Source organism: Chromobacterium amazonense, assembly GCF_001855565.1.
Classification (GTDB): domain Bacteria; phylum Pseudomonadota; class Gammaproteobacteria; order Burkholderiales; family Chromobacteriaceae; genus Chromobacterium; species Chromobacterium amazonense.
This window is the reverse complement of record NZ_MKCR01000006.1, coordinates 15,552-41,489: the sequence shown is the minus strand read 5'-3', so window position 1 is coordinate 41,489 and position 25,938 is coordinate 15,552. Positions and strand designations below refer to the sequence as shown.

27 protein-coding genes are annotated in these 25,938 nt (G+C 58.9%); 15 read left to right on the top strand and 12 right to left on the bottom strand.

Translation table 11 applies throughout. The features are described 5' to 3' along the window. Positions 1–290: 290 nt before the first annotated feature. From BI343_RS04840 to serC, 7 genes are all read left to right on the top strand, one after another. Positions 291–1,028, top strand: a complete 738-nt coding sequence (locus BI343_RS04840) for a methionine ABC transporter ATP-binding protein (protein ID WP_052247019.1) — start codon at positions 291–293, stop codon at positions 1,026–1,028. Further along, complete coding sequence (locus tag BI343_RS04835) at positions 1,029–1,715, top strand: methionine ABC transporter permease (protein ID WP_071108870.1); 687 nt, start codon at positions 1,029–1,031, stop codon at positions 1,713–1,715. 34 nt (positions 1,716–1,749) lie between these two features. Further along, positions 1,750–2,559: a MetQ/NlpA family ABC transporter substrate-binding protein gene (locus tag BI343_RS04830; protein WP_043629160.1), complete on the top strand. Its 810-nt coding sequence runs from the start codon at positions 1,750–1,752 to the stop codon at positions 2,557–2,559. A 355-nt stretch (positions 2,560–2,914) separates the two neighbouring features. After that, positions 2,915–5,536: a DNA gyrase subunit A gene (gyrA, locus tag BI343_RS04825; RefSeq protein ID WP_071108869.1), complete on the top strand. Its 2,622-nt coding sequence runs from the start codon at positions 2,915–2,917 to the stop codon at positions 5,534–5,536. Next, positions 5,536–6,003 (top strand): PaaI family thioesterase, encoded by a 468-nt coding sequence (locus tag BI343_RS04820; protein WP_043629154.1) that lies wholly within the window; start codon positions 5,536–5,538, stop codon positions 6,001–6,003. The genes gyrA and BI343_RS04820 overlap by 1 nt, the downstream gene beginning before the upstream one ends. Continuing rightward, positions 6,000–6,443, top strand: a complete 444-nt coding sequence (locus BI343_RS04815; protein WP_071108868.1) for a PaaI family thioesterase — start codon at positions 6,000–6,002, stop codon at positions 6,441–6,443. The genes BI343_RS04820 and BI343_RS04815 overlap by 4 nt, the downstream gene beginning before the upstream one ends. A 141-nt stretch (positions 6,444–6,584) precedes the next feature. Beyond that, positions 6,585–7,673 carry a 3-phosphoserine/phosphohydroxythreonine transaminase gene (serC, locus tag BI343_RS04810; protein WP_071108867.1) on the top strand — a complete coding sequence of 363 codons (1,089 nt, stop codon included), beginning with the start codon at positions 6,585–6,587 and terminating at the stop codon, positions 7,671–7,673. An 80-nt stretch (positions 7,674–7,753) separates the two neighbouring features. Here serC and BI343_RS04805 read toward each other — a convergent pair whose 3' ends face one another. From BI343_RS04805 to BI343_RS19955, 4 genes are all read right to left on the bottom strand, one after another. Beyond that, positions 7,754–8,143, bottom strand: a complete 390-nt coding sequence (locus BI343_RS04805; protein WP_071108866.1) for a hypothetical protein — start codon at positions 8,141–8,143, stop codon at positions 7,754–7,756. 209 nt (positions 8,144–8,352) lie between these two features. Further along, positions 8,353–10,785, bottom strand: a complete 2,433-nt coding sequence (locus BI343_RS04800; RefSeq protein ID WP_071108865.1) for an alpha/beta hydrolase family protein — start codon at positions 10,783–10,785, stop codon at positions 8,353–8,355. Positions 10,786–10,868: 83 nt separating this feature from the next. After that, the gene (locus BI343_RS04795) at positions 10,869–11,852 is read right to left on the bottom strand and encodes an LD-carboxypeptidase (protein WP_244886566.1); all 984 of its coding nucleotides are present in this window, start codon (positions 11,850–11,852) and stop codon (positions 10,869–10,871) included. Between the two features lie 214 nt (positions 11,853–12,066). Beyond that, on the bottom strand, positions 12,067–12,240 hold the full coding sequence (locus tag BI343_RS19955) for a hypothetical protein (RefSeq protein WP_169828982.1): 174 nt from the start codon (positions 12,238–12,240) through the stop codon (positions 12,067–12,069). Between the two features lie 855 nt (positions 12,241–13,095). Between BI343_RS19955 and BI343_RS04785 the strand changes: the two genes are divergently transcribed. The 7 genes from BI343_RS04785 to BI343_RS19210 are packed head-to-tail and all read left to right on the top strand — an operon-like array spanning position 13,096 to position 19,268. After that, complete coding sequence (locus BI343_RS04785) at positions 13,096–15,738, top strand: type VI secretion system Vgr family protein (RefSeq protein ID WP_071108862.1); 2,643 nt, start codon at positions 13,096–13,098, stop codon at positions 15,736–15,738. After that, positions 15,731–16,255: a DUF4123 domain-containing protein gene (locus BI343_RS19220; RefSeq protein ID WP_169828981.1), complete on the top strand. Its 525-nt coding sequence runs from the start codon at positions 15,731–15,733 to the stop codon at positions 16,253–16,255. The genes BI343_RS04785 and BI343_RS19220 overlap by 8 nt, the downstream gene beginning before the upstream one ends. Next, positions 16,242–16,598, top strand: a complete 357-nt coding sequence (locus BI343_RS04775; RefSeq protein WP_071108860.1) for a hypothetical protein — start codon at positions 16,242–16,244, stop codon at positions 16,596–16,598. The genes BI343_RS19220 and BI343_RS04775 overlap by 14 nt, the downstream gene beginning before the upstream one ends. A 3-nt stretch (positions 16,599–16,601) precedes the next feature. After that, positions 16,602–17,249 (top strand): Tox-REase-5 domain-containing protein, encoded by a 648-nt coding sequence (locus BI343_RS19215; protein WP_083340805.1) that lies wholly within the window; start codon positions 16,602–16,604, stop codon positions 17,247–17,249. A gap of 1 nt (position 17,250) precedes the next feature. Further along, a complete protein-coding gene (locus BI343_RS19550) occupies positions 17,251–17,784 on the top strand; it encodes a hypothetical protein (RefSeq protein WP_139165644.1) in 534 nt (177 codons plus the stop codon). Positions 17,785–17,842: 58 nt separating this feature from the next. Then, on the top strand, positions 17,843–18,808 hold the full coding sequence (locus tag BI343_RS04770) for an IS5 family transposase (protein ID WP_083340712.1): 966 nt from the start codon (positions 17,843–17,845) through the stop codon (positions 18,806–18,808). A 34-nt stretch (positions 18,809–18,842) separates the two neighbouring features. Continuing rightward, positions 18,843–19,268, top strand: coding sequence for an Imm52 family immunity protein (locus tag BI343_RS19210; RefSeq protein WP_083340804.1), 426 nt, complete (start codon positions 18,843–18,845; stop codon positions 19,266–19,268). Positions 19,269–19,334: 66 nt separating this feature from the next. Here the strand turns inward: BI343_RS19210 and BI343_RS19950 are convergent, their stop codons facing one another. The 4 genes from BI343_RS19950 to BI343_RS04755 form a co-directional block, all read right to left on the bottom strand. After that, complete coding sequence (locus BI343_RS19950) at positions 19,335–19,487, bottom strand: hypothetical protein (RefSeq protein ID WP_169828980.1); 153 nt, start codon at positions 19,485–19,487, stop codon at positions 19,335–19,337. Next, entirely contained in the window at positions 19,481–19,921 is a 441-nt protein-coding gene (locus BI343_RS04765; protein ID WP_071108859.1) for a lysozyme, read from the bottom strand. Before BI343_RS04765 ends, BI343_RS19950 begins: the two co-directional genes overlap by 7 nt. Before the next feature lie 130 nt (positions 19,922–20,051). Next, a complete protein-coding gene (locus BI343_RS04760; RefSeq protein WP_071108858.1) occupies positions 20,052–20,330 on the bottom strand; it encodes a phage holin family protein in 279 nt (92 codons plus the stop codon). Between the two features lie 169 nt (positions 20,331–20,499). After that, positions 20,500–21,638 (bottom strand): IS3 family transposase gene (locus tag BI343_RS04755; RefSeq protein WP_422614097.1). Its coding sequence is split into 2 segments (ribosomal slippage): positions 20,500–21,383 and positions 21,383–21,638, totalling 1,140 coding nucleotides; the frame shifts between segments, so codons are not numbered across the junction. A gap of 71 nt (positions 21,639–21,709) precedes the next feature. Here BI343_RS04755 and BI343_RS04745 point away from each other — a divergent pair. Next, positions 21,710–22,042, top strand: a complete 333-nt coding sequence (locus BI343_RS04745; protein WP_071108857.1) for a hypothetical protein — start codon at positions 21,710–21,712, stop codon at positions 22,040–22,042. Between the two features lie 374 nt (positions 22,043–22,416). Here BI343_RS04745 and BI343_RS19205 read toward each other — a convergent pair whose 3' ends face one another. From BI343_RS19205 to BI343_RS04730, 4 genes are all read right to left on the bottom strand, one after another. Beyond that, positions 22,417–23,484: a hypothetical protein gene (locus BI343_RS19205; protein ID WP_211269383.1), complete on the bottom strand. Its 1,068-nt coding sequence runs from the start codon at positions 23,482–23,484 to the stop codon at positions 22,417–22,419. 659 nt (positions 23,485–24,143) lie between these two features. Next, the gene (locus tag BI343_RS04740; RefSeq protein WP_083340802.1) at positions 24,144–25,226 is read right to left on the bottom strand and encodes a ribonucleotide-diphosphate reductase subunit beta; all 1,083 of its coding nucleotides are present in this window, start codon (positions 25,224–25,226) and stop codon (positions 24,144–24,146) included. Positions 25,227–25,276: 50 nt separating this feature from the next. Next, on the bottom strand, positions 25,277–25,489 hold the full coding sequence (locus tag BI343_RS04735) for a hypothetical protein (protein WP_071108855.1): 213 nt from the start codon (positions 25,487–25,489) through the stop codon (positions 25,277–25,279). A 13-nt stretch (positions 25,490–25,502) separates the two neighbouring features. Then, positions 25,503–25,895, bottom strand: coding sequence for a hypothetical protein (locus tag BI343_RS04730; RefSeq protein WP_071108854.1), 393 nt, complete (start codon positions 25,893–25,895; stop codon positions 25,503–25,505). Positions 25,896–25,938 lie beyond the last annotated feature (43 nt).

The window sequence follows — 25,938 nt, the reverse complement described above, 5'->3', positions numbered from 1 at the left end:
GCTTAACATAGAGCGTATTTGCATATTGCAAAGCACTTTTTGCAATATGGCGACAGTTTTATATAATCTTTCAAAAGATAGTTGACGCTAAGCGAAAAAAGATGTTCAATCTCAATCAAATTTATCGCCGATTTGAACACAGCTTGCGGGCGTAAAACAGCTAAAGCGTGGGTAGACAGACCCAGCATCATCTAAATCTGTCTACATCTAATCTCTCGGATCAACCGAAGATTTCCACAGCAAAGCCCGCCGCAGCTATCGGCGGGCTTTATGCTTTGGGAGTGTTAGGAATGATTCATCTGCAAAATGTCTGCAAGCGGTTCCGCCGCCCGGAAGGCGGCTGGTTTGATGCCGTGGCGGAAACCTCGTTGTCGATTCGCCAGGGCGAAGTCTTTGGCCTGATCGGCTTCTCCGGCGCCGGCAAGTCCACCTTGCTGCGTCTGATCAATCTGCTGGAGCGTCCAGATGCCGGCGCCGTTATCGTTGACGGCCAGGATTTGACTAGCCTGAACGCGAAGCAGCTGCGAACCGCCCGTCAAAACATCGGCATGGTGTTTCAGCAATTCAATCTGCTGGCCAACCGCACCGTGGCCGGCAACGTGGCCTTCCCGCTGGAGATCGCCGGCTGGAGTAAGGCGGACATCGAAAAGCGCGTGGCGGAGTGCCTGGCCATTGTCGGCCTGGAAGACCGCGCCAACCATTACCCGGCCCAGCTGTCCGGCGGCCAGAAGCAGCGCGTGGGCATCGCCCGCGCTTTGGCGCCGCGGCCGCACGTGATCTTGGCCGACGAGCCGACTTCCGCGCTGGACCCGAAAACCACCCAATCCATCCTGGACTGCCTGAAAGACATCAATGCGCGCTTCGGCGTCACCATCGTGATCGTCACCCATGAAATGCATGTGGTGCGCAGCATCTGCCACCGCGCCGCGGTATTGGACCAGGGCCGCGTGGTGGAGATCGTCGATGTCGACAATTCCGAAGTGGAAGCCGATTCCGATCTGGCGCGCTCGCTGCTGGAGGCCGCGTAAATGGATGCCGTAACCCTGAACGAAGCGTTGCTGAATCTGCAATCGATGGCGCCGGAAATCTGGCAGGCCTGCAAGGAAACCGGCGTGATGCTGGGCATCGGCCTCGCCGCCGCCATCGTGTTCGGCGGTCCGCTGGGCGTGATCCTGTACCTGTCGCAGCCGGGGCAGTTGTTCGCCAACCGCGCCGTCAACGGCGTCTTGAGCTGGCTGGTGAATCTGGTGCGCTCCTTCCCCTTCATCATCCTGATGGTGGTGCTGATTCCGCTGACCCGCGCGCTGGTCGGCAGCACCATCGGTCCGGTGGCGGCCTCGGTGCCGCTGGCTTTCGCCGCCATTCCGTACTTTGCCCGCCTGGTGGAGCAGACGCTGCGCGAGATTCCGCGCGGCGTGGTGGAGGCGGCCGAGGCGATGGGCGCGAGCCCCTTGCAGATCATCTTCAAGGTGCTGGTGAACGAGGCCCGTTCCGGCCTGATTTCCAGCCTGACCATTCTGACCATCAGCTTCCTCAGCTACACCGCGGTGGCGGGCGTGGTGGGCGGCGGCGGCATCGGCGACCTCGCCATCCGTTATGGCTACTACCGCTTCCAGACAGACGTGATGGTGGCCATGGTGCTGCTGCTGGTCGTACTGGTTCAGCTAATTCAGCTGTTGGGCAACCGCCTGGCGGCCAAACTCGACAAACGTTGATTTTCAAGACACGCAAAATTTAAAGGAGAGAAAAATGCGTAGATTCGTCATCAAGGCAGTTGCTGCATCCGTAGTGGGCCTGGCGCTGGCCGGCCATGTCCTGGCCGCCGATCCGGCCAAGAAGGAAATCGTCATCGGCACCACCGTGGGCGACTTTGGCGACATGGTCAAGCAATCGATCAAGCCGCAGCTGGAAAAGCAGGGCTATGCCGTGAAGCTGGTGGAATTCACCGACTATGTGCGTCCCAATCTGGCGCTGCAGGAAGGTTCGCTGGACGTGAATGTATTCCAGCACAAACCTTACCTCGACAACTTCGCCAAGGAGCACAAGCTGTCCCTGAAGGAAGTGTTCCAGGTGCCGACCGCCCCGCTGGGCATCTATCCGGGCAAGCTGAAGTCGCTGAAAGACGCCAAGGCCGGTGTGACCCTGGCTGCGCCTAACGACCCGTCCAACTTCGCCCGCGCCCTGGTGATGCTGAACGATCTGGGCTGGGTCAAGCTGAAGCCGGGCGTCAACCCGCTGACCGCCTCCGAGCGCGACATCGCCGAGAACGTGAAAAAAGTGAAGATCGTACCCCTGGAGGCCGCCCAGCTGCCGCGCTCGCGCAGCGATGTGGACTTCGCCGTGATCAACGGCAACTATGCTACTAGCTCCGGCATCAAGCTGACCGAAGCCGTGTATCAGGAAAAGAGCTACGCCTACGTGAACTGGGGCGTGGTGCGCGCCGCCGATGCGGGCAAGCCTTGGGCCAAAGACGTGATCGCCGCTTACAACTCCCCGGCGTTCAAGGCCTATACCAAGCAGAAGTTCGCCGGCTACAAGCTGCCGCAAGGCTGGAACTGAGTTTTTCTTGTAACACTCCTGGCTACAAGATTTGCGGAGGGCTGCGGCCCTCCTTTTTTTACGCCTGCTTTCTCTCAAACCATATTGTTTCGAGACAACTCTGGCTTCCTGGCCAAGCTTCGCGCCGCCCGTCGAGCAGCAAAGATAACGTGAGTGTTTGCATCAGGCGCCCTGTCCGGAGGCGCTGCGCCGCCAAGGCCGCAGGCGTGCGGCAAACGGGCATGCGCGCGGCCTTTCGTGGTAGAATGGAAGAATTGTGACATCACGTCGGCCAGCGCGCCCGGCGGCCCGAATCGCCACCGCGACCGGCGCTTGCTTCGCTTCGGCCGGATCATTCTTACGAATCAAGACACTTATGACCGATAACCAGTTCGCCAAGGAAACGCTTCCCATCAGCCTCGAAGAGGAGATGCGCCGTTCTTACCTGGATTACGCGATGAGCGTGATCGTAGGCCGGGCGCTGCCAGACGTGCGCGACGGCCTGAAGCCGGTGCATCGCCGGGTACTGTACGCCATGCACGAACTGTCCAACGACTGGAACCGCGCTTACAAAAAGTCGGCCCGTATTGTTGGCGACGTGATCGGTAAATACCATCCGCACGGCGATACCGCCGTGTACGACACCATCGTGCGCCTGGCGCAGGATTTTTCTCTGCGCTACCCGCTGGTGGACGGCCAGGGCAACTTCGGCTCGGTGGACGGCGACAACGCCGCCGCGATGCGTTACACCGAAATCCGCATGGCGCGCATCGCGCACGAGCTGTTGGCCGACATCGAAAAAGAAACCGTGGATTTCGGCCCCAACTACGACGGCTCCGAGCATGAGCCGCTGATCCTGCCGGCCAAGATCCCGAACCTGTTGGTCAACGGCTCCTCCGGCATCGCCGTGGGCATGGCCACCAACATTCCGCCGCACAACCTGAACGAGGTGGTGGACGCCTGCCTGGCCTTGCTGGCCAACAGCGAGCTGGCCATCGACGAGCTGATCGACATCATCCCGGCGCCGGACTTCCCGACCGCCGGCATCATCTACGGCACCGCCGGCGTCAAGGAAGGCTACCGCACCGGCCGCGGCCGCGTGATCATGCGCGCGCGCACCCATACCGAACCCATCGGCAAGGGCGACCGCGAAGCGATCATCGTCGACGAGATTCCGTACCAGGTGAACAAGGCCCGCCTGCTGGAGCGCATCAGCGAACTGGTGCGCGACAAGCAGATTGAGGGCATTTCCGATCTGCGCGACGAGTCGGACAAGTCCGGCATGCGCGTGGTGATCGAGCTCAAGCGCGGCGAAATGCCGGAAGTGGTGCTCAACCACCTGTTCAAGATGACCCAGCTGCAGGACAGCTTCGGCATGAACATGGTGGCGCTGGTCGACGGCCAGCCGCGCCTGTTGAACCTGAAGCAGATCCTGGAAGAATTCCTGCGCCATCGCCGCGAGGTGGTGACCCGCCGCACCATCTTCGAACTGAAGAAGGCCCGCGAGCGCGGCCACATCCTGGAAGGCCTGGCCGTCGCGCTGTCCAACGTCGACGAGATCATCGCGCTGATCAAGGCGTCCGAGGCGCCGCCGCAGGCCAAAGCCGCGCTGATGGCGCGCGCCTGGCGCTCGTCGCTGGTGGAGGACATGCTGTCCCGCGTCGAGGGCGACAAGGCGCGTCCGGAAAACATCGATCCGGCCTTCGGCATGAAGGAAGACGGCTACCATCTGTCCGACACCCAGGCCCAGGCCATCCTCGACATGCGCCTGCAGCGCCTGACCGGCCTGGAACAGGACAAGATCGTCGGCGAATACCGCGAGATCATGGACGTGATCCTGGACCTGCTGGACATCTTGGCCAAGCCCGAGCGCATCAGCCAGATCATCGGCGAGGAACTGAGCGCCATCCGCGCGCAGTTCGGCGATCCGCGCCGTTCCGAGATCGAGCCGTACGGCGGCGACATCAATATCGAAGACCTGATCACCCCGCAGGACATGGTGGTCACGATTTCGCACACCGGCTACATCAAGGCACAGCCTATCGACGACTACAGCGCCCAGCGCCGCGGCGGCCGCGGCAAGCAGGCGGCGGCCACCAAGGACGACGACTTCATCGAAACGCTGTTCGTGGCCAATACCCACGACTACGTGCTGTGCTTCTCCAGCCGCGGCCGCTGCTACTGGCGCAAAGTGTACGACCTGCCCCAGGGCGGCCGCCAGAGCCGCGGCAAGCCGATGGTCAACGTGCTGCCGCTGGAAGAGGGCGAGAAGATCAACGCGCTGCTGCCGGTCAAGGAATTCCGCGACGACCAGTTCGTGTTCATGTGCACCGCCAACGGCACGGTGAAGAAGACCCCGCTGGTGGACTTCTCCCGTCCGCGCACCGCCGGCATCATCGCGGTGAACCTGGAAGACGGCGACAACCTGATCGGCGTGGCGCTGACCCACGGCGACGACCAGATCATGCTGTTCTCCGACGCTGGCAAGGCCGTGCGCTTCAGCGAAACCGACGTGCGCCCGATGGGCCGCAACGCCACCGGCGTGCGCGGCATGATGCTGGGCGACGACCACCAGGTGATCTCGCTCTTGGTCAGCAACTCCGAGCAGCAGATGGTGTTGACCGCCAGCGACGGCGGCTACGGCAAGCGCACCTGCGTCGGCGATTTCCGCCGCACCAGCCGCGGCACCCAGGGCGTGATCGCGATGGACCTGACCGACAAGACTGGCCTCAAGCTGGTGGCGGCCAGCCTGGTGGAGGAAACCGACGACATCATGCTGATCACCACCGGCGGCGTGCTGATCCGCACCAAGGTGGCGGAAGTACGCGAAACCGGCCGTTCGGCCCAGGGCGTGCGCCTGATCAATCTGGACGAGGGCGAAAAGCTGATCGGCCTGGAGATCGTGGCCGAGTCCGAAGCTGAGTGCGAGGACGTGGAAGCTGAGTGCGAGGACGTGGAAGGTGAGGGCGATGCCGCGCCGGAGCAGGGCGAGGCGTGATGATTCCGACTCCCGCCAATCCCCGCGTGCTGGAAGCGATGAGCCAGCTCTTCGTCTCCTTCCCGCACTGCGCGACGCTGGGCTTCGAGTACGTCGGCACCGACGGCCGCAAGCCCACGCTGAAACTGCAATGGCGCGAAGACCTGGTCGGCAACCCGGCCACCGGCATCATCCACGGCGGAGTGATCACCTCGCTGGTCGATACCTGCAGCGCCATCGCCGTGACCGCGCATCTGCCCAGCATTGAAACGATCGCCACGCTGGACCTGCGCATCGATTATCTGAAATCCGCCACGCCGGGCAAGGCCATCCACTGCACCGCCGAATGCTACCGGCTGGCCAGTCAGATCGCTTTCACCCGCGCGGTGTGCTATCACGACAATCCGGCAGACCCGATCGCCCACGGCGTGGCGACCTTCATGCGCGAGTCCAGCCGCACGCCGATGTTGCAGGAGGCTCAGCCATGATGAGCGAATTCATGCAACGTTTCGCCGAGCGGCGCGACCGCAAGGCCTTTGCCGAGATCGTCGATTCGCTGCCTTACGTCAAGCTGATGGGCACGGTGATGGCCGAGGACGAAGCCGGCGAGCTGCGCTTCGAGCTGCCGTTTCTGGCGCGCAATGTCGGCAATACTTCGCTGCCGGCGCTGCATGGCGGCTTGATCGGCGGTTTCATGGAGAGCGCGGCGATGATACATCTGATGTGGAATCGCGAATCGCTGGAAGCGCCGAAGATCGTCGATTTTTCGCTGGACTACCTGCGTCCAGGCCGTCCGCAAACGCTGTTTGCGCAGTGCGAAATCACCAAGCAGGGCAAGCGGGTGGCGCACGTGCTGATCGAAGCCTGGCAGGAAGACCGCTCCAAGCCGGTAGCGGTGGCGCGCGCCCACTTCCTGTTGAGCAATTGAGCAGGCTCGGCATGCGGAATGGAAAGCAAACCGGCGCTTCCCCTGGGGATGACGCCGGTTTTTTCATGCGGTGCTATTGCGATGCGCGGCTGACGCCGCCATTTAAACAATAAATCGGACAAAGACAACAGAGGAAAGACCATGGCCAAGGTGTACAACTTTTCCGCAGGTCCCGCCGTGCTGCCGCACGCCGTGCTGGCCGAAGCGCAGAGCGAACTGCTGGACTGGCACGGCTCCGGCATGAGCGTGATGGAGATGAGCCATCGCGGCAAGGAATTCATGGAAATCATCCATGATGCCGAGCATGATCTGCGCGAACTGATGCACATCCCGGCCGGCTACAAGGTGCTGTTCCTGCAGGGCGGCGCTTCGCTGCAGTTCGCCATGGTGCCGCTGAACCTGCTGGGCGATAAAGACAGCGTGGACATCGTCAACACCGGCCATTGGTCCAAGCTGGCGATCAAGGAAACGAAGCGCTACGCCAAGGTCAATGTCGCTGCTAGCAGCGAAGACCGCAATTTCTCCTACATTCCGGAAGAATCCAGCTGGCAGCGCGATCCAAACGCCGCCTATCTGCACTACACCTCGAACGAAACCATAGGCGGCCTGCAATTTCCCTACATCCCGTCCGAGCAGCATGGCGTGCCGCTGGTTTGCGACATGTCGTCGGATTTTCTGTCGCGCGAGATCGACGTCAGCCGTTTCGGCATGATCTATGCCGGCGCGCAAAAGAACATCGGCCCGTCTGGCCTGACTGTGCTGGTGATTCGCGAAGACCTGCTGGGCAAGGCGCGCGCCGACATTCCGACCATGCTGAATTATCAGGTCCACGCCGACGCGGACTCGATGTACAACACGCCGGCCACCTATCCGATCTACATCGCCGGCCTAGTGTTCAAGTGGCTGAAGGAGCAGGGCGGGGTCAAGGGCATCGCCACCCGCAACGAGGAAAAAGCCGGACTGCTGTATCACGTCATCGACAACAGCCAGGGTTTCTACTCCACGCATATCGAACCGCCCTTCCGCTCCAAAATGAACGTGGTGTTCAAGCTGAAGGATGAGTCGCTAGACGAAATCTTCCTGCTGGAAGCGCGCAAGAATGGCTTGGCGCAGCTGAAAGGCCACCGCGCCGTGGGCGGCATGCGCGCGTCCATCTATAACGCCATGCCGATCGAGGGCGTGAAGTCCTTGGTCAATTTCATGCAGGATTTCGCGCGGCAGTACGGTTGATCCGTCTGCGTAAATCCATGCCAAAGGCAGGCCGGATGGCCTGCCTTTTCTTATGGTACCTCAAGCGCGCATCTTAAATTTCAGGATTCGGAGCAGTCTGCCGCGACGCTGACTTTCAGCGCGTGGCGGATACCTCTGCTGATATTGCCGTCGCCCAGCGCCAGCGCGATGTCTATGCTCTCCGCGTCCAAATAGACATTGTGACGAGCGCCGCCTTGCATTCTGGCCGGCGCGCCTGCGCCGGATGACAGGCCCAGCGCCATTTTCACTTGCCGCTGGTCCAGCGGGCGCAACATGCCGGAATTGGCCATGTAGTAAACGCCGCTGCGGATTTTCTTTACCAGCGCGCCGCTGCGCCCGGACAGCGTGATGACCCCTGCCATTTCATAGCCGGGAAGATCATCGAACTGATACAGCCTGGGGCGGCCGGGCTGCTCGATATGGATACGGTGAACTTTGTCGTCGCGCATGGAATTTACCGCCTTGCAGACCTAATGGATAGAGTTTGCTGCCCGTCATATTTTATTTTGTACACACAAAATGGGAATGCAAGGGAAATGTGTGTGTATGGCAGTTTCCACGTTCAAAAGAGCGTTTGCGAGCGGCATGTGGGCATCAACAATCGAAAAAGGCCCTGACGGACAGGGCCTTGGCAGCGGCAGTCGGCTATCTGGCCGAACTATGGCGTCTCGCGCGGTTTGGCATGCTTGACGTATTGGTCCAGCCAGCGGTCTTCCTCCCACAACATGTGCAGGATGGATTCGCGCGCGCGGTAGCCATGGCTTTCCGCCGGAAGCATCGCCAGCCGCACGGTGCCGCCCAAGCCTTGCAGTGCCTGGTATAAGCGCTCGCTTTGGATGGGGAAGGTGCCGGGATTGTTGTCGGCTTCGCCATGGATCAACAGCAGCGCATCCTTGATCTGATCGGCGTAATTGAATGGCGACATCGTCTGATAGACATCCTTGGCCTGCCAGAAATTGCGCTCCTCCGACTGGAAGCCAAACGGAGTAAGGGTGCGGTTGTAAGCGCCGGAGCGGGCGATGCCGGCGCGGAACAGCCGGGTATGCGCCAGCAGGTTGGCCGTCATGAAGGCGCCGTAGGAGTGGCCGCCGATGGCGATGCGGTCCCGGTCCGCTACGCCCAGCCTCACCACCTCGTCCACGGCTGCTTGCGCATCCATCTTCAACTGCGGCAAATAGCTGTCGTTGGGCTCCTGTTTGCCTGCGCCGATGATGGGCATGCTCGGATCATCCAATACGGCATAGCCTCGCGCCAGCATGGCTTCCGGCCCCCAGTAGCCGACGCGGTTGAAACGATACGGCGAATCGGTGACTTGCCCCGCGGCATCCGCGCTCTTGAACTCGGCGGGGTAGGCCCACATGAGCATCGGCAGCGGGCCGTCTCGTTTCGCTTCATAGCCGGGAGGCAGGTACAGCGTGCCGGTCAGGTCGACGCCGTCGGCGCGTTTGTAACGCAGTTGCTGTTTCTGCACTCCCTTCAGCTGCGGGGTGGGATGCTGGAAGAAGGTCAGCTGGCGCAAACCATTTTTCTCGCCAAGCGTTTTCACGTACAAATTGGGCGGCGTTTCCATCTGCTCGCGGCTCAACAATACGCTCTGCGCCTTATCCAGCACGGCCAGGGGCTGTTCATACCAGGGCGCTTGGGATCGCCATAGCCGAGTGGTCTGCTTGCTGTTCAGGTCCAGCTTGTCGATGAAAGGGCGATCGCCCTCGGGGCTGGCGCCTTCACCCAACAAGTAGAGGCTGTTGCCGTCCGGGCTGGTTTGCAGCAGCGACTGCCCATTGCGGCCGACTACCATGGTCGGCGTGCCTGGGTCCGCATAACGATCTTCCGAGCTGCGTTGGTTTAGCAGCTCCGCCGCGCCATTGGCTTCGCCCGGTCGAACGCGCCAGACCTTGATTTCACGCGTTTTCCACCAGTATTCGTTGACCAGCGCCAAATCGTCGCGCCCCCACTGGATGCCGGCAAACCGGCTGGCCAGCTCCTGCAGCTTGAACGGCGGCTTCTGGAATGGCGCGGCCTGCAGGAACAAAGCGTCGCGCGTCTTGGCGGGCACGCCTGGGTCGCCGCCGTCTTGCGCTTCGGCCCAGAACAAGGTGGCCGGCGCATCTTCCCGCCAGCCCACGTCGCGAGGGCCGGTTTCCACTGCGTCATTGCCGGAAGGCATGCGTTCCAGCAGTGGACGCTGAGCGACCACATGCACGCTGCGGCCCTTCAAGTCCAGCACTTCGATGCGCTGCGGAAAGCGAGTCAGCGGCACCAGGGTGGAGTAGGGGCGCTGCAGCCTGGTGGCCAGCAGGTATTGGCCATTCGGCGATGGCTGCACCGACAGAAAGCGATCCGGCGAGCCGATGGGATGGAGCTTGCCGTTCAGGTCGGCCAGCGCCAGCTGGCTGCTGAGCTGGTAATCCAGCAGGTCGGCGTCGTAAGGCGTTTTCAGCAGATCGGGATAAGTACGGGTCTGCGACAACTTGCCGCCTTGGCTTTCCTGGATGTTAGGCCCGCTTGGGCTGGCTGACGCGACTGGCGCAGGACCCTGGCGCGCGGGCACCATCTTCACCAGGAGCTTGTCGCCCATCCAGGCGAAGCCGCTGCCGGTGCTGGCGTTCAAATGGAAATCGCCAAGACGGCGGGCGCGGGCGGCGGCGACGTCGAGCAGCCACAACTCCACGCCCTTGTCGCCCCACAGGCTGAGCGCCACATGCTTGCCATCGGCAGCCCATTGGTGGTTGGCGATGCGTGGCCGAACGGGCAGGCCGCTGACTGGCCGCGACTTGCCGCTGGCGATGTCCAGCAAAGACAGCCCATTGCCAAAGTTGAATTGGCTGTAGGCGCGCATTTTGGGATTGAGGCGCAGCCCAGCCAGCTTGAGTTCCGGCTGGGCGACGTCGGCTATGCTGGGCAAGCCGGGACGGCTGATCTGCAGCACGATGTTTTGTTGCGGGCTGAGCGATTGCTGCGGGGTGCGCGGCGCATCGACCAGCGCCGCCAGCTCCGGCGGCGGCGTTTGATAGCCGTCTGCCGCGGCGGGCAAGGGGCTCAACAAGGCGGCAAGAGTCAATCCCAGCAGGGTTTTCTGACAAGGGGTCATGCATTCTCCATCTATTCGGCACGGAACGGCGAATCAAACTGCATGATGCTCGCCGCTTCGTCAAGCATTTGGCTTACCAGGCTTCAGGCGGGTTGCGTGTCCAGCAGCGCTTCCGGCTGCAGACCCAGCGGCGAAATGGTGGGGTAGTTCAAAAATTGCAGGGTCAGGCTGTCGCCATCGGCCCGGAAGCGGGTGGGGAAGCCCAGCGGCATGGTGGTTTTATTGGCGATGTGGCCGAATGGCAGGCCTGTGAATACCGGCACCCCGCTTATGCGGCGCAATTCCGCCACCACGGCATCGAAATCGTAGCGCGGGTCATAGACGTCAACATGTTTCTGCATTGAGAAATCGCCAAGGAAGATCGCCTGTTGGCGGCTCAGCACCCCAGCCAGATGCAGCTGCTGCAGCATGCGCTCCACGCGGTACGGTTGTTCCCCCACATCCTCCAGGAACAGCAAGCCGCCCTTGATATCCGGCAGGTAAGGCGTGCCGGCCAGGCTGGACAGCACGCTTAGATTGCCGCCCCAGAAAATGCCTTCGCCGCTGGCGCGCCCGCAGGGGCCGGCCACGTGCAGGCTACGCTGCGGCGTGGTGAGGGTGAAAAAGAATTCGTTGATGGCGTAGCTGCTGGGGTGCGCATTGCCGAAATCGCCCAGCATCGGGCCGGCGAAGCTGCCCATGCCGCTTTTGGCCAGTAGCGCCAACTGGATGGCGCAGAAGTCGCTATAGCCTATCAGCGGCGTGCCGGACTCGCGCAACCGCGCGCCGAGCCGGGCGAAATCGATCTGCGGCAGCAGCCGCATCGCGCCGTAGCCACCACGTCCGGCCACCACCAGCGACGGCTGCTGCGATTGGGTCAGCAAGGCATTCAGGTCGGCTGCGCGTTCGGCGTCGGTCCCGGCGAATCGCAAATGCTTGCGCTCCAGCGCCGCCGTGTTTTCCAGGGTGAAGCCGGCGCGGGCCAGCCGGGGCAGCGCCAGCTGGATTTGCTTAGCCGGGATGATGCCGGAGCAGGCGGTCAGGTACAGGCGATGCGAGGCGGACGGTATGGATTGCGGGGTTGGCACGGTTTGACATCCTTGCAAAATAGCCGCGCCTGCGCCAATAGCGAGACTTTGCAGCAGCAGACGGCGAGACGGATTGATAGTGTGGGTCATGAAGGTCGGACGGTCGAGCCGGAGACGAGTTCCAGGGCGCGCGGCCCCAATGTGGCCAGAGTATAAGGCAAAAGAAAAGGCCGCCTCCATCTGCGCAGGCGCAATCCGCGTGGGCCGGCCAGGCTCAATGGCGGCTACTCATGCCGCCGTCGCTCTCGAGAGCGGTCAGTCGTTCGTCCGTCCGCGCGGATGGCGGAAACGGAAACGCCACGCGCTGGCCGCGGCATTTCGGCATGGGCAATTTTCCTTTGCGCACTTTGGCGCGCCGCTTGCCGCTGCGCTGTTCTATCGTTGCCATGTTTGGGACACTCTTTGGGACAAGCGATACCGAAAAACGGGAGTGATTTGGCGTGAAGGCGTAGAACGCGCAAAGGCGTGAAGGCCTGTATTTGCGGTACTTTGGGGGGCTAGGCTTGAAAAGCCGGTGTGGTGCGAAAGGAGAGACTCGGAAAAGCGTGTAGCTAAAGGCTTTCGTGCGGGTTTGGGACACTTTTGGGACGCGGCTTTTTTCGAACTTCTGCTACGAACGCTAAATTTGCAATGTGCGCAGAGCTGTTTCTATCGATTTTGGCATATTTTTACCTCTTTTTGCATTCTTGTGGCCGCGAAGCAACGCTGTAGTGTATCTTGAAATTGTACATAAACAAGTTGCGGTGGCCGCCATGTCACGTCCCTAAAATCTGCAGGATCTGGCCGATGAGCTAGGTATCGCACTTCAAGCTATCAAATCGGGCCGGTTGACCTTGCTGGAGGCTCAGAAAGTTGTCGCCCAGGTTCTGGCTGTACGTCTTACGCAAGAGTTGTTTCCCAACGAGACCCCGATTGCCGATAAAGTGGCCGCCCAGTTGCTCATCATCCAGCAGCTGGAGAGGGAGTTCGATCTTGCTTGCGAACGGGGGGCCTTGCCGGGAGACAAACTTGGTGAAATCCCGTGCCTGGATGTGGCGCTGCAGCGCGCCTTGGACGAGAGCGTGGCGTCATTGCATGGGTCTTCCAGGTAAGTTTTGCCCTGCTGTACCTGTACTTAAGTGTAGGTTTGTCAGATTTTTGACGAGACCAGCTTGTTGACGCTTACATAGCATCATAAAATTCTTATCCCCTTTTAGTTCAATGACATGCCCTCGCTATGAGGGTATTTTTATTTGGGAATCGGATGGATTTGAACGCACTGCTGGCCAGTTTCGCCTCCGCCTTTGGCCAAGATCGACGGGTATTGACTTTGCGGCTGGGCACCGGGCAGATCGCCGCCGAGCAGTTGCTGCCGCTGAGCCTGCAGGCCGAAGAGGGTCTGTCCCAACCGTACCGCTACACACTGACCTGCCTGTCGCCGGACACCCATATCGAACTGAAGTCGCTGCTGGGCCAGCCGGCGCGCATCGGCATCGAGGATGCTGCGGGCGGCGAGTCCATCCGCTGCGGTGTGGTGAGCGAGGCCAGGCTGGCCGGCGCCGATGGCGGCTTCGCCAAGTACGAGCTGACGATCGAACCGCCGTTCGCGCTGCTGCGTCACCGCCGGACTTCTCGCGTGTTCCAGGACCTGTCGGTGCCGGACATCATCCAGCAGATCCTGTCCGAACATCAGCAGAGCAACCCGGCCTTCGCCCGGGTGCAGACGCTGTCCATCCAGGTACAGCCGACCCAGCCGCGCAGCTACTGCCTGCAATACCGCGAGAGCGATTACGAATTCATCGTGCGCCTGATGCATGAGGAAGGCTTCAGCTGGCGCTTCCTGCATCAAGACGATGATGGCCCGCAGGTGCAACTGGCGGTGTTTGACGATCCGCACAGCCTGCCGGCCGCCACCTTGAGCCGCGTGCGCTTCCACCGCGCTGACGCCACCGAAGACGAAGACGGCCTGACCGAATGGCAGGCCACCCGCCAGATCGTGCCCAGCAGTGTGGCGCTGGCCAGCTACGACTACAAGCCGGTCTCCACTCAGCACAGCGAAGACGGCAGCCGCATCGAACAAGGCCAGGCCGGCCAGTCGCTGCAGAGCAGCCTGACCCACTACGACGCGCCGGGCCTGTACTACGCCGGCGACGATGAACAGCTGGGCCGCTATGCCCAGCTGCGCCAGCAGGCGCATGACCTGCAGGCCAAATCCTTCACTGCCAGCGGCACCGTGCGCGGCCTGCAGCCGGGCGAATGGTTCCGCCTGGACGACCATCCGGCGCATGAGGCCGACAGCCCGCAACACCGCGAATTCGTGGTCACCGGCCAAACCTTCCAGGTTCGCAACAACCTGCCCAAGGATCTGGCCCAGCACGTCGGCGCCCCCAGCGACGCCGCGCCGTTCACCACCACGCTGCAGACCCAGCGCCGCGGCATCCCGCTGACCCCGGCCTATGCCGACACACCGCTGGCCAAGCCCAAATTGCGCGGCGTGCAAACGGCCACCGTGGTCGGCCCGGCCGAGCCGACAGACCAAGTGGCTGACGAGATCTACACCGACGGCCAAGGCCGCATCAAGGTGCAGTTCCACTGGCAACGGCCAGAGGAACACACCCAATTCGGCGCCAATCTCGACGACAAATCCAGCTGCTGGCTGCGCGTGGCCATGCCCAGCGCCGGCGCCGGTTTCGGCCACCAGTTCATCCCGCGCATCGGCCAGGAAGTGCTGGTCAGCTTCATCGAAGGCGACATCGACCGCCCCGTCATAACAGGGGTCCTGTACAACGGCAGCCACCCGACGCCCGACTTCAGCGGCGCCGGCGCGCTGCCCGCCAACAAGACGCTGTCCGGCATCAAGAGCAAAGAACACCAGGGCGGTGGCTACAACGAACTGCTGTTCGACGACACCCCCGGCGAAGTGCGCGCCAAGCTCAGCTCCGAATCCGGCAAGACCCAGCTCAACCAGGGCTTCCTCACCCACCCGCGCAGCAACGGCAAAGCCCAGCCGCGCGGCGAAGGCTTCGAACTCAGAACCGATAACCACGGTGCCATCCGCGCCGCGCACGGCCTGCTGCTGTCCACCGAAGCGCAAAACGGCGCCGGCGGCAAACAGCTAGCGCGCGAGCATGCGCAAAGCCAGCTGCAATCCGCTGTCGCGCTGAGCCAGGCGCTGGCCGAAACCGCCACCGGCCAACTGGCCGACACCATGGAAACCGGGTCGGATGAGATCGGCGACGACAACGCCAAGAGCGGGAAGAAAGACACCGGCCATCTCCAGCACCAGCTCGACGCGCTGGCCGCCTGGGAGGCTGGCAGCAACACCGATAAAGACGCCAAGACCGCCAAGGAACAGGAGGGCCAACAGCCGTTGCTCATTCTGTCTGGCCCGGCCGGCATCGCCAGCGTCACCGAGCAAAGCCAAACCCTTAGTGCCGAGCAGAACCTCAACCTGGTGGCCCTGCGTGATGCCAACCACACTACCGGCCGGCGGTGGATTCACAACGTGGGCAAGAGCATCAGTCTGTTTGTAGCCGGGGTCAAAGACAAGGTGGCGGTGAAGCTGATCGCAGCTAAGGGCAAGGTACAAATCCAGGCGCAGAGCGATGCGATGGAACTGACAGCAGATAAGGACCTCACCATTACTTCCGTAAAGGGCAGGGTGCAGATCGCCGCCAGTCAGGAAGTGCTGCTTACTAGCGGCGGCGGCTACATCCGCATTGCCGGCGGCAATATCGAAGTGCACTGTCCCGGCGGGGTCAGCGTCAAGGGCGCCAGTCATGAAATCAGCGGTTCCGCCAGTTATAACCCGCCGATGCCCAGCTTCCCGACGACAACTTTATCTTGTGAATGCCTGAAAAAGGCAGCAGCCAATCGGAGTAGCCATGTCCTGCGTCCAAATGGCTAAGATGCCAGCCTCCTGGCCAGAGAGCCATGCAGCCTTACCAGATACTCGCCTGTATCTGTTGGTCGATGCCGCCATCTACAAGAATGGTCTTACCAGTATCCGCCGTTTGCTTCCAGAAGGAGAGCGTCGCTCTCTTTTTGATAACACTCCAGAGCATGGGCTGGATGAGGTTGCGCCGTGGTTGATTCATGTGCCCTTGCCTAGTTGGCTGGCGGGGAGTGGAAAGCTGGATAGGTTACTGTTCGAGGAACGGGACAAACAGTCGCTCAGTTGGATTTGGAGCCGTCTCGACATTAATGATTTGCGGGAGCATCTACAGCCCTACTTGCAGGGGAAGTTGAAAAATGGTCGGGAAACCCTAGTCCGCTTCTACGACCCACAAGTGATGATTCGGCTATTCAACATCTTCACGGAAAAACAGAAAGCCGCCTTGTTTGACCCTATCGAAGAATGGTGGCTGTGGTCGCACAAGGACAATGCCCGCTTGGTGATGAGGATGCAACATGCTGGAGTTTGATGACGACCAAGTTGCGCAGATGGACCAATTAGGCTTGGCCGACTCGCTGTACACGGATATCCAGAACATCGCTCAGGAGCAAGGACAACAGGAATTGCTGGACAAGCTGCATCAAGACGGAACCGGGCAGTTGCTGGATCAGGTGGCGGCGGATGCCAAACAATACGGTTTCGACAAGGATAGGGCCCTGCTGTTGCAGTACGCGATATTTACCGTTGGCACGCGCAAGACGCCCATGCAGATTGAAAAATTCCGAGAGTACGCCGCCACGCGAGAAAGTGTGCCAATGGCCCTGAAAGACCAGTTCTCGCTGATCAAGGCGATGTGGCAGGAAGGGAGGTAACGCATGATTCCATTAGTAGTCGGAGGTGCCATTCTTGGCGAGGAAGCCTTGGTAACAGCAGGTGCCTGGCTCCTAGGGAGCATGGCAGTGGTGGCCGGGGCCGATCAGGCATCTAAAGCTATCTCCAAGGCAAAGGAAAAGGCTGATGAAAAGGACTGCCGCTGCCCTGCCGCGGGCAGTTGTCAAGGTAAGTACAGTCCCAATCTACGTAGCGACAAATCATACGCCGGTGGCAAGCCTGACAGCTGGCTGCGCTATCAGCTTAGAATCGCCAATATGAAAGCAGGGCCTGAGAAGTTCGCCGCCTTGCCCTCGGGAACCAAAGACCAGTATCAGGTGACAGAGTGGTCGTACAATGGCATCCCGGACTTTGATGGCTTCTGGCGGGCACAGTGTACCTTGGTAGAAGCCAAAGGTAACTATGACCAGTTTATAGGAAAACCATGGGTGGATATGCGATGGTGGAGAAGTCAACTAGGAACCGAAGGCATGCTGGGTCAAATGAGACGTCATTACCGCGCCGCGACTCCCCCACCCGTTAGGGTTGAGTGGCATTTCATGGGAAATGAAGTATATAAGTTGTTAAGTCAAAACTTTGGGACCCAGGTGGCTGCCCTTGCTCCCCAACTCACTACACATTATACACCCTAAAATGAAATTAACTCCAGAATCCCCAGTCGTACTACCCAACAGGTCCAATCACCACCATTACTATTCAGCCATACTTACTCTTTCTCTTTCAGAAAGGCCTGAGGAGCCAAATTATTTTGAAATATTAAGCAAGATTAAAAGAATTATTCGTAAAATAGAAATTATTGAGCCCAGGCTAATTGAACGTGAATGGATTGTAAGGAACAATGAGCGGAATCTAGAAAAATGCTTTAGCCTTGATAGGGATTTTGATAGATGCGTCGATTATTTCAAGAAAAAGAATCTTGATGACTTTGAATTCAGTGGTGAGATTAATTTGCCAACCATTCAGAACGGCCGTGAGTTTGGAGCAAGCATAGGGCTATCAGGTAATTTGGGAAGTAAACCAATTGGTGACATGCCTGCACTTAATGGTGTTATAACGTTTGACTTTGGCGCTACATATGAATGTGACTGGAAGTCAAAAGCAGAGGTTGGAGCACTTGATTCTGACCAGTTGCAAAAAATACTGGAAATTATTCTAGGGAAGGTCTGAACAAGTCTCCAATCTTCCCGTAAACTGACTCCCCCTCAGTCAGATCCAGGACGCCAGCATGCGACAGCAGATGACCTTCACCGATCTCGAACTCGCCGCTAAGAAGAAGCGCACCCGCCGCGAAATCTTTCTGACAGAGATGGATCAGGTCATGCCTTGGGCGCAGCTCGAAGCCGTCATCGATCCAGTGTATCCCAAGCCTGGCAACGGTCGCCGCCCCTACCCGTTGTCCGCCATGCTGCGCGTCTACTGCCTGCAGCACTGGTACAGCCTGTCCGATCCCGCCATGGAAGAAAGCCTGTACGAGATCGCCTCCATGCGCCAGTTCGCCGGCCTCTCCCTGGACGCCGTCCCGGACGAAACCACCCTGCTGAACTTCCGCCATCTGCTGGAAAAGCACCAGCTGACCCACGCTCTGTTTACCGCCATCCACCAGCATCTCTGCGACAAAGGGCTGATGTTGAAGCAAGGCACCATCGTCGATGCCACCCTGATCCACGCGCCCAGCTCCACCAAAAACGCTCAGGGCGAGCGCGATCCGGACATGCATCAAACCAAGAAGGGCAATCAGTGGTACTTCGGCATGAAGGCCCATATCGGCGTCGACGCCCAGTCCGGCTTGGTGCATCACGTGGCCGGCACCCCCGCCAATGTGGCGGATGTCACGATGGTCGATCAGTTGTTGCACGGCGAGGAAATCGATGTGTTTGGCGACGCCGGCTTTGCTGGCGTGCACAAGCGAGCCGAACACCAATCGCGAGCGGTGCGTTGGTGGATTGCGATGAGGCCCGGCCAGCGCAAAGCGCTGACCGATTCAGCCGACGACCGGCAGATCCAGCTGGGCGAAATGGTCAAAGCCAAGATTCGGGCCAAAGTGGAGCATCCGTTTCGGGTCATCAAGCAGCAGTTTGGCTACCTGAAAACACGCTACCGCGGTTTGAAGAAGAACACCGCGCAACTGATGACGCTGTTTGGGCTGGCCAACATCTGGCTGGCGCGAAAGGCCTTGCTGGCGGCGAGTTAAAAGGCCGGATGACCGGAAGCACCCGGTCATCCTCATGGCGGGCGATCTGGAATTGGTGGGTGAAATGCAACCGAAGCCCCGCGAGAAATTGCATTTCTGTTTGCGTGGCAGGTTGTTCAGACCTTCCCTAGCAGAGTTCTCAGTCAGCTGGGCTCGCGTATCTGATCAGGATTACACATTCAGACTCGACCACGATGCGAATCCTTGTGACAGCTATCAAGTGTTTGAGCATCGATATGCTGGTGGATGGATGATTCTGGTGAACAAACCTATCAGGTCGAGCGATGTGCCTGAGGCAGAAGATGTGATTTCGCTTGAGAATGGAAAATCTCTTATCGTGACAACAAAAGAACACTTCTCTTCCTACAACCTAGAACACGTTGAAAAGGCAAGGGCTGTCGAAGTTAGACTGAATGAACTTGGCTTGTTGCCTGCACTGGGAATACCAATTCCAGATTAATAAAATTCAGATATCGAAGATGGCATGCCTCATAGACTATTCAACGCATGAGGCATATTACTTCAATTAGGCTTGTGCTTGTGCAACCTGGCGTTGGGCCTGCTCACGCTCAGCCGACAGGTCGCGCCAGCTGTAGCCCAGCCAGACCAGTGCCGCGATGGCCAGCAGAAGCAGCAGCTCCCGCCAATAGCGGAGAAGAGAGGCGAGGGCGGTCAGCATGTTGTGGCTCCCTGAAAAAGAGCCTGTTCAGCTAGCCGGCGACGAGTCAGTCCGGGCAGAACCTTGCCGCCTGCCTTGTTCCACAAGGGGAACTGGCCGGCGGCCGCTTGGTAGTCGCCTTGGTTAAGCAGGCGAAGCAGGGTGGAGCTTTGCAGATTGCCCAGACCCAGGTTGTAGCTGAAGCTGACCAGTGCATCGAACTGGTTCTGTTTGATGGACACCTTGATCAGATTGCTTACTCCCTGCTCGAAGCGTGCCAGATCCTGGCGCAGCAGTTGATCCGCCTGGTTGCTGCTGATGGTCTGGCTTGGCTTTACGTCGCGTCCGGTATGGCCGTAGCCTATGGTCCAGATGCCGACTGAATCCTGATAGGCGGTCAGTTTGAGCCCTTCGAACTGTTTGATGAGGTTGATGCCATTGGCGCTGGTTTGCATGTCACGCTCCTAAAAACGAGATGGCCTGCGCAGGCAGGCTATAGGGGGAGTCGGCTGGTGGAATGTTGCTGGATACAAGGCATGCCTCCCACTTGAGAGAGTTCAGATGCTGATGTGTGGGGCGTGGTGATTAGCGCGGCAGCGCATCCGCCCGGCGTTTAAGCCAGGCTTCCAGGTACTGCGCGCCGAGTATGCCCAGGCCGGCGCCGATGCCGACCAGGGCGGGCAGTGGCAGCTCCGGAAACTGCATCAATGCAACGCCGGCAACCGTAGACGTCGCCCCGCCGAGGATGGCGCGACCGACAGCCAGGCGAACGGTTATGGTTTCCTGGCTCACCAGCAACTTGCCCAGTCCGATCAGCGCGCCCACCGCCAGCAGCGCGGCCAGCCCCTTCTCGTGTTCCTGCATATCCCCTCCCTTCAAAATGGCCCGGCCGGGCCGTTACACTTCAATCTCGATGAATGGCAGATCCGGCGCGGCCGACGTGACTGCGCCGTCCTGCAGGTAGACGCGCATCGGCGCCGCAAACTCTGCTGATCTGCCCCCGCTAGCCATACCAGCAATCAGGAGAGAAGTCCTAGGTTTGCATGGTGGTGGAACCTGCTGATCTTTGGCTTGCTAATTGTGCCTGGCGATGGCGTGCCGCAAATTCCGCTGGCGGTATCCGGCCAATCGATCCATGGGGACGGACTTGATTGTAATCGTCCCGCCACGCGGAGATGATCTGCCTGGCCTCCGCCAGCGAATCAAAGACATGCTCGTTCAGGCATTCGTCGCGGAGTCTGGCATTGAAGCTTTCGATGTAACCATTCTGCATCGGCCGGCCTGGTTGAATCAGGATGTGGCGGATGCCGCGGCTTTGCGCCCAGCCCATGAATGCCCGACTGGTGAACTCCGGCCCATTGTCCGTCCGGATCGCTGACGGATAGCCGCGAAATTGCGCCGCCTGATCCAACATCCGCGTGACGTATTGACCGGACATCGAGAAATCCACCGCAATCTGCACCGCTTCGTGGCTGAAGTCATCGGCGACCGTCAGGCATTTCAAGCGCCGACCACTGGCTAACTGGTCGCTGACAAAATCCATGCTCCACACCTCATTCCACTGTGTAGCGGCTTGCAGCGGCGTGCGCACGCCGGTCAGCTTACGCCGACGGTTACGTCGTCTAACCGCCAGACCTTGTTCGCGATACAAGCGGTACACCCGCTTGTGGTTGATGCCCGGAAACTCTGCGCGCAACAGGTCATACACTCGCCGATAGCCAAAGCGGCGGCGCGTGTGGGCGATATCGATGATGCGGGCGGTCAGCCGATGCGTGAATGCATCGGTTTGCGGCGGATGTCGCCAGGCGTCTCGAGAAAGCCCCACAAGCCGGCAAGCGCGGCGTTCCGACAATGCCAGTCCGCTGCTTAGCATGATGCGGATGGCCTGCCGCTTGGCTTGCGGGGCTAGCGCTTTATCCCGAAGGCGACCTTGAGAGCTTCGATATCGAGGTGGGCTTCGGCCAGCAGCTTCTTGAGCCGGGCATTCTCGGCTTCCAGATCGCGAGCGCGCTGCAATTCCGCGACGTTCATGCCGCCGTATTTGCTTCGCCATTTGTAGAAGGTGGCTTCAGAGAAGCCTCCCTGGCGGCAGACCTCCTTGATGGCCATGCCGAGTTCGGCCTGCTTGAGAAAGCCGATGATCTGCTCTTCGGTGTATCTGCTCTTCTTCATATCCGTCATTTTCCTTCAAGTGACAGACTTCTCTCTACTTTTGATTGGTAGGAGCTGAGGGGAGCAGATCAATGGCCGTGAAACTAGACGATGCGGCGCGGATCTTGGTGCAGTACCTTCTGGCTACGGCGGTTGAGCAAGCCTCAGAAGAATCGAAGCCTTGGATTCAAAGCGCCGCCGATGCGGCAGCGGATGTGGCACTCGAAGCCCGTATTGTTAACTTTGTGGATGGTGGCCTGGGCCATTCAGCTGATGCTGCCAAATTGGCTCGTGAAGCCTTGGAGGACAAGATACGGAAGCTAGAGATGTTTGCATCTCTCGCAGCATCCTATATGGTGGAACTGAGAGCAAAGCACGATCTGCTGGCCGATGAGGCAATAGATGCCAAATCTAATGATGAATGATGTGGTCTCTGGAAATGTTGTGGGATCTGAGGAATAGACAGCTTTGCGAGTTTTAGCCGCCGTTCACTTTAGCCATGCATAAATGATGCGAAATCCCCCAGTATTGAGTAACGGCTGACTTGAGAGTCCAATCACTGCTATCGATTAGCAACTGACGCTTTATCCCCCATTGAAATCTCCACGTCATGATGGATTGATTGATCGCTTCGGCCGACCTGCAGCCGACCGGGAAAGGACTCCGGCAGGTTGTCGGCTAAAGCGGTCTTTCGATAAGTTGATGGGCCGCGGCGGATTTGTGAAGACCTAGCGCCAAGGCCAATGGGGGGGGCAATGCAAAGGATCACCATCCGCACTAAGTCTTCAGTTAAGCCTTTTTATTCTGGAATATCAAATGCTTCGTGGGCCAGCCTTATTGCTTTTGGCCCAACCCCCTTAATGCTGCTGAGACTGGCTGTGTTAAGTTTTCCTTGTCGAACTCTGGCTTTAAATATTTCCTTCGCAATGGCGCGACTAACATCCAATTGAGCTTCAATTTCGTCTAGCGTTGCCTCATTAATGCTTTTTTTCACGCTGCCCGGGGGGGATTCTGTTGCGCACTCTAAAATATCGGCAACGATAAGATAGGTGTGAAACACTGCCTTTGTTGCTTCAATTTGACTTACTTCTGCATGCACTCCCTTGTTTGAGATTTTATTCACCTTTTCAAGCCAAGAGCCAAGGAAGTCAATGTGAGTTTTAGCCAATTCTTTGTTGGAGTTCGATGCGATGGATTTATCCATGAAGGCCCAGAGGCGATTTACATAGTTTGTTGGGCCAAGAGCACGGCCATTTTGCTTCTGATCACTAGGAGGGTAAAGAGTGTCAGCAAGTCCTTCGATTAGTCGACGGCATGTTGTTAGCGCTTGAGACCATTCTTCACTCTTGGTTGATGCAACAGCCTTAAATGCGAGCATTAGTTGCTCAGCGAGCTCCGGGTTTAAATCCAATAATTTATCGTCTGCTGCTGTTTTTAGTGTGTCAAAGCAGTTCTGTACTGTGCCTGAAAATTTGAGTTGGTTGAATATTTCCGATGCCTGGGAATGGGCTTTTCTTTTAACATAATTGATGTGATTGCTTAATTGGCTTTTGTAATGTGTTCCATCATTGCCTTTGCGAAGGCGTATAAGGTCGGCGTATCGCTCCTCAATAAAGCCAATGCTCGCATATCCGCCACCTCCTGTTGAAGCTTTGATGTTCAGCTCTTCATTGGAGTAATGAAATTTTTCATTGAGCTTTAATTCATTCAACTTCTTTAGTAATTGATCTGTTTTTTCTTTCGCAGATTTTGACTCATGGTCCACTGATGTATCCACGAGGTGATTAATTAGTGCTTGCAATGTACGCGTGTACTTCTGGTCACCTAATTGAATTGCACACCAGGCAGCTACGTCCAAACGCTCCATTATTCCAGCTGCACGTGCTAGCTTTTGGATGCCTGATAAAACTGAGCCTTTCTGGGACTCTAGTTCTTGCAGACAGTCTTCGATTAGGTGTAGGGCTTCTTGTTTATGAGGCATATGCTTAAGATATATAATGGTGTTTATACGGTCATTGGTGTCCGTATATCAATTGATCTTGATCATCTGAATGATCACTCCCAATGCTATGTTTCATAAGCGCCTTGTCATAACTGTGTCCGTATGGCAACCCCTAATCTACAGGGCGGTTTGACTGAGCTTACCAGCTGCCCGTTGAATTCAATTATCAAGGGAGAAGCTGATGACTTCGATCCAAACCAAGGGCCACTTCGAACGTCAAAGCAGCCACTTCCCAGTTATGACGGCAAATGACAGCTTAGGGGCGAGGGCTGCCACTCTTCTGTCGGTGGCTGAAGGGCCACTTCGGCCGATAAGCCGAAGCCGGGGTTCTTCTCAACACATAACCTTATGAACCGCCACCCCCTCGGGATACGACAAAGGCCCTGCAACTACAGGGCCTTTGCTTCTCGCAAAGCAAGATTTCAAGCGTTGGTTACAGGCTTTCCGATTTCCGACATTGTTGGCAACGCAATGAAAAATTATGCGTCGTAAATGAAAAATTATCTGTCGCCCGACGATTAAGCTCAATCCCAGCTCAGCGCCCCGCCAGTCTGATACTCGGTCACCCGCGTCTCAAAGAAGTTCTTCTCCTTCTTCAAGTCAATCATCTCGCTCATCCACGGGAAGGGGTTGTTGACGCCCGGGAACAGCTGATCCAGGCCAATCTGCTGCATGCGGCGGTTGGCGATGAAGCGCAGGTATTCCTTGAACATGCTGGCGTTCAGGCCCAGCACGCCGCGCGGCATGGTGTCCTCGGCGTAGGCGTATTCCAGCTCCACCGCCTGCTTGAACAGCTCCACGATCTCCGCCTTGAAGCTTTCGGTCCACAACAGCGGGTTTTCCAGCTTGATGGTGTTGATCAGGTCGATGCCGAAATTGCAGTGCATGGACTCGTCGCGCAGGATGTACTGGTACTGCTCGGCGGCGCCGGTCATCTTGTTCTGGCGGCCCAGCGCCAGGATTTGCACGAAGCCGACGTAGAAGAACAGGCCTTCCATGATGCAGGCGAACACGATCAGAGACTTGAGCAGCTTCTGGTCGTTTTCCACGGTGCCGGTCTTGAATTCCGGATCGCACAGCACGTCGATGAACGGGATCAGGAATTCGTCCTTGTCGCGGATGGACTTGATCTCGTGGTAGGCGTTGAACACTTCGCCTTCGTCCAGGCCCAGGCTTTCCACGATGTACTGGTAGGCGTGGGTGTGGATGGCTTCGTCAAAGGCCTGGCGCAGCAGGAACTGGCGGCATTCCGGGCTGGTGATCTGGCGATAGGTGCCCAGCACGATGTTGTTGGCGGCCAGGGAGTCGGCGGTGACGAAGAAGCCCAGGTTGCGCTTGACGATGCGCATTTCGTCTTCGGTCAGTTGGCCGGTTTTCCACTGTTCGATGTCGCGCTGCATGTTCACTTCCTGCGGCATCCAGTGGTTGGCGCACTGCGCCAGGTACTTTTCCCAAGCCCACTTGTGCTTGAACGGTACCAGCTGGTTGACGTCGGTGGTGCCGTTGATCACCTTCTTGTCCACCACGTTGACGCGGCCGGTGCCATGGGCGTCCATGGAGGAGGGGGCGGCGGCCGGGGTGGGGAGGGTGTCTTCGAAATTCAACATGGGTGCTCCTGATTTCTGGTTTCTTGCCGCGCGGGGCGCGGCGCTTGGTTTTATGCGGTTTTCACTGCGTATTGGGGGCGTTGCGGCGCAGCCTGCGGCTGGCGCAGCTGGCTGACGGCGACGACGCTGGCTTGGCCCGGCTGCGGCGGGTTGTCCGGCGCGGGCTGGGCCTGGACGAAACAGGCGGCGGAGCCGACGTCTTGGACGGCGATGCGGCGGCCGCCGGCGCTTTGGCGCAGCAGGCAGTAGGCAGTGGCGCTCATGGGGTCTCCCGGTTTAGAAGCGCAGTTGTTCCGCCAGCTGGCGGATGATGCGGCGCTCGCTGGCTTCTTCCTGTTCCATCTGTTCCTGCTGCCGGCGCAGCTCGCGCAGCTGCTGCAGCTGGCGGTATTGCCGGTTGGCGAAGGCGATGTCTTCCTTCAGCGTTTCGATTTCCTGCTGCAATTCTTCCGGCTGGCAGTACACGACCAAACAGTCGCCCTCCACCCATACCTTGCGCCAGACGGCGGCGCGCGGCAGGCGGCGGGATTCGGCGAAGTAGTCTTTCCATTCGTGCGGCGGCGTGTGGCTCAGCTGCAGGTACATGTTGAACAACAGGAACTGCTTGTCCGGGTTGTGCGATTTTTCTTCGCAAAGTCCGGTAATGCCTATGTTTTCAAATGTCTGCATCTGTCTCTCCTCAGGCGCTGCCTGTTGCTGTGCCGCTGCCACG

Bases quoted from the DNA above. Each gene is read 5' to 3' on its own strand.
- gyrA (WP_071108869.1), top strand. From the start codon at position 2,915: ATGACCGATAACCAGTTCGCCAAGGAAACGCTTCCCATCAGCCTCGAA.
- BI343_RS04815 (WP_071108868.1), top strand. From the start codon at position 6,000: ATGATGAGCGAATTCATGCAACGTTTCGCCGAGCGGCGCGACCGCAAG.
- BI343_RS19220 (WP_169828981.1), top strand. From the start codon at position 15,731: ATGGCTAAGATGCCAGCCTCCTGGCCAGAGAGCCATGCAGCCTTACCA.
- BI343_RS19550 (WP_139165644.1), top strand. From the start codon at position 17,251: ATGAAATTAACTCCAGAATCCCCAGTCGTACTACCCAACAGGTCCAAT.
- BI343_RS04765 (WP_071108859.1), bottom strand. From the start codon at position 19,921: ATGCAAACCAGCGCCAATGGCATCAACCTCATCAAACAGTTCGAAGGG.
- BI343_RS04840 (WP_052247019.1), top strand. From the start codon at position 291: ATGATTCATCTGCAAAATGTCTGCAAGCGGTTCCGCCGCCCGGAAGGC.
- BI343_RS19205 (WP_211269383.1), bottom strand. From the start codon at position 23,484: ATGGAGCGTTTGGACGTAGCTGCCTGGTGTGCAATTCAATTAGGTGAC.
- BI343_RS04775 (WP_071108860.1), top strand. From the start codon at position 16,242: ATGCTGGAGTTTGATGACGACCAAGTTGCGCAGATGGACCAATTAGGC.
- BI343_RS04785 (WP_071108862.1), top strand. From the start codon at position 13,096: ATGGATTTGAACGCACTGCTGGCCAGTTTCGCCTCCGCCTTTGGCCAA.
- BI343_RS04760 (WP_071108858.1), bottom strand. From the start codon at position 20,330: ATGCAGGAACACGAGAAGGGGCTGGCCGCGCTGCTGGCGGTGGGCGCG.
- BI343_RS19950 (WP_169828980.1), bottom strand. From the start codon at position 19,487: ATGCTGACCGCCCTCGCCTCTCTTCTCCGCTATTGGCGGGAGCTGCTG.
- serC (WP_071108867.1), top strand. From the start codon at position 6,585: ATGGCCAAGGTGTACAACTTTTCCGCAGGTCCCGCCGTGCTGCCGCAC.
- BI343_RS19215 (WP_083340805.1), top strand. From the start codon at position 16,602: ATGATTCCATTAGTAGTCGGAGGTGCCATTCTTGGCGAGGAAGCCTTG.
- BI343_RS04805 (WP_071108866.1), bottom strand. From the start codon at position 8,143: ATGCGCGACGACAAAGTTCACCGTATCCATATCGAGCAGCCCGGCCGC.
- BI343_RS04800 (WP_071108865.1), bottom strand. From the start codon at position 10,785: ATGACCCCTTGTCAGAAAACCCTGCTGGGATTGACTCTTGCCGCCTTG.
- BI343_RS04830 (WP_043629160.1), top strand. From the start codon at position 1,750: ATGCGTAGATTCGTCATCAAGGCAGTTGCTGCATCCGTAGTGGGCCTG.
- BI343_RS04820 (WP_043629154.1), top strand. From the start codon at position 5,536: ATGATTCCGACTCCCGCCAATCCCCGCGTGCTGGAAGCGATGAGCCAG.
- BI343_RS04730 (WP_071108854.1), bottom strand. From the start codon at position 25,895: ATGCAGACATTTGAAAACATAGGCATTACCGGACTTTGCGAAGAAAAA.
- BI343_RS04740 (WP_083340802.1), bottom strand. From the start codon at position 25,226: ATGTTGAATTTCGAAGACACCCTCCCCACCCCGGCCGCCGCCCCCTCC.
- BI343_RS19955 (WP_169828982.1), bottom strand. From the start codon at position 12,240: ATGGCAACGATAGAACAGCGCAGCGGCAAGCGGCGCGCCAAAGTGCGC.
- BI343_RS19210 (WP_083340804.1), top strand. From the start codon at position 18,843: ATGGCGGGCGATCTGGAATTGGTGGGTGAAATGCAACCGAAGCCCCGC.
- BI343_RS04835 (WP_071108870.1), top strand. From the start codon at position 1,029: ATGGATGCCGTAACCCTGAACGAAGCGTTGCTGAATCTGCAATCGATG.
- BI343_RS04735 (WP_071108855.1), bottom strand. From the start codon at position 25,489: ATGAGCGCCACTGCCTACTGCCTGCTGCGCCAAAGCGCCGGCGGCCGC.
- BI343_RS04770 (WP_083340712.1), top strand. From the start codon at position 17,843: ATGCGACAGCAGATGACCTTCACCGATCTCGAACTCGCCGCTAAGAAG.
- BI343_RS04745 (WP_071108857.1), top strand. From the start codon at position 21,710: ATGGCCGTGAAACTAGACGATGCGGCGCGGATCTTGGTGCAGTACCTT.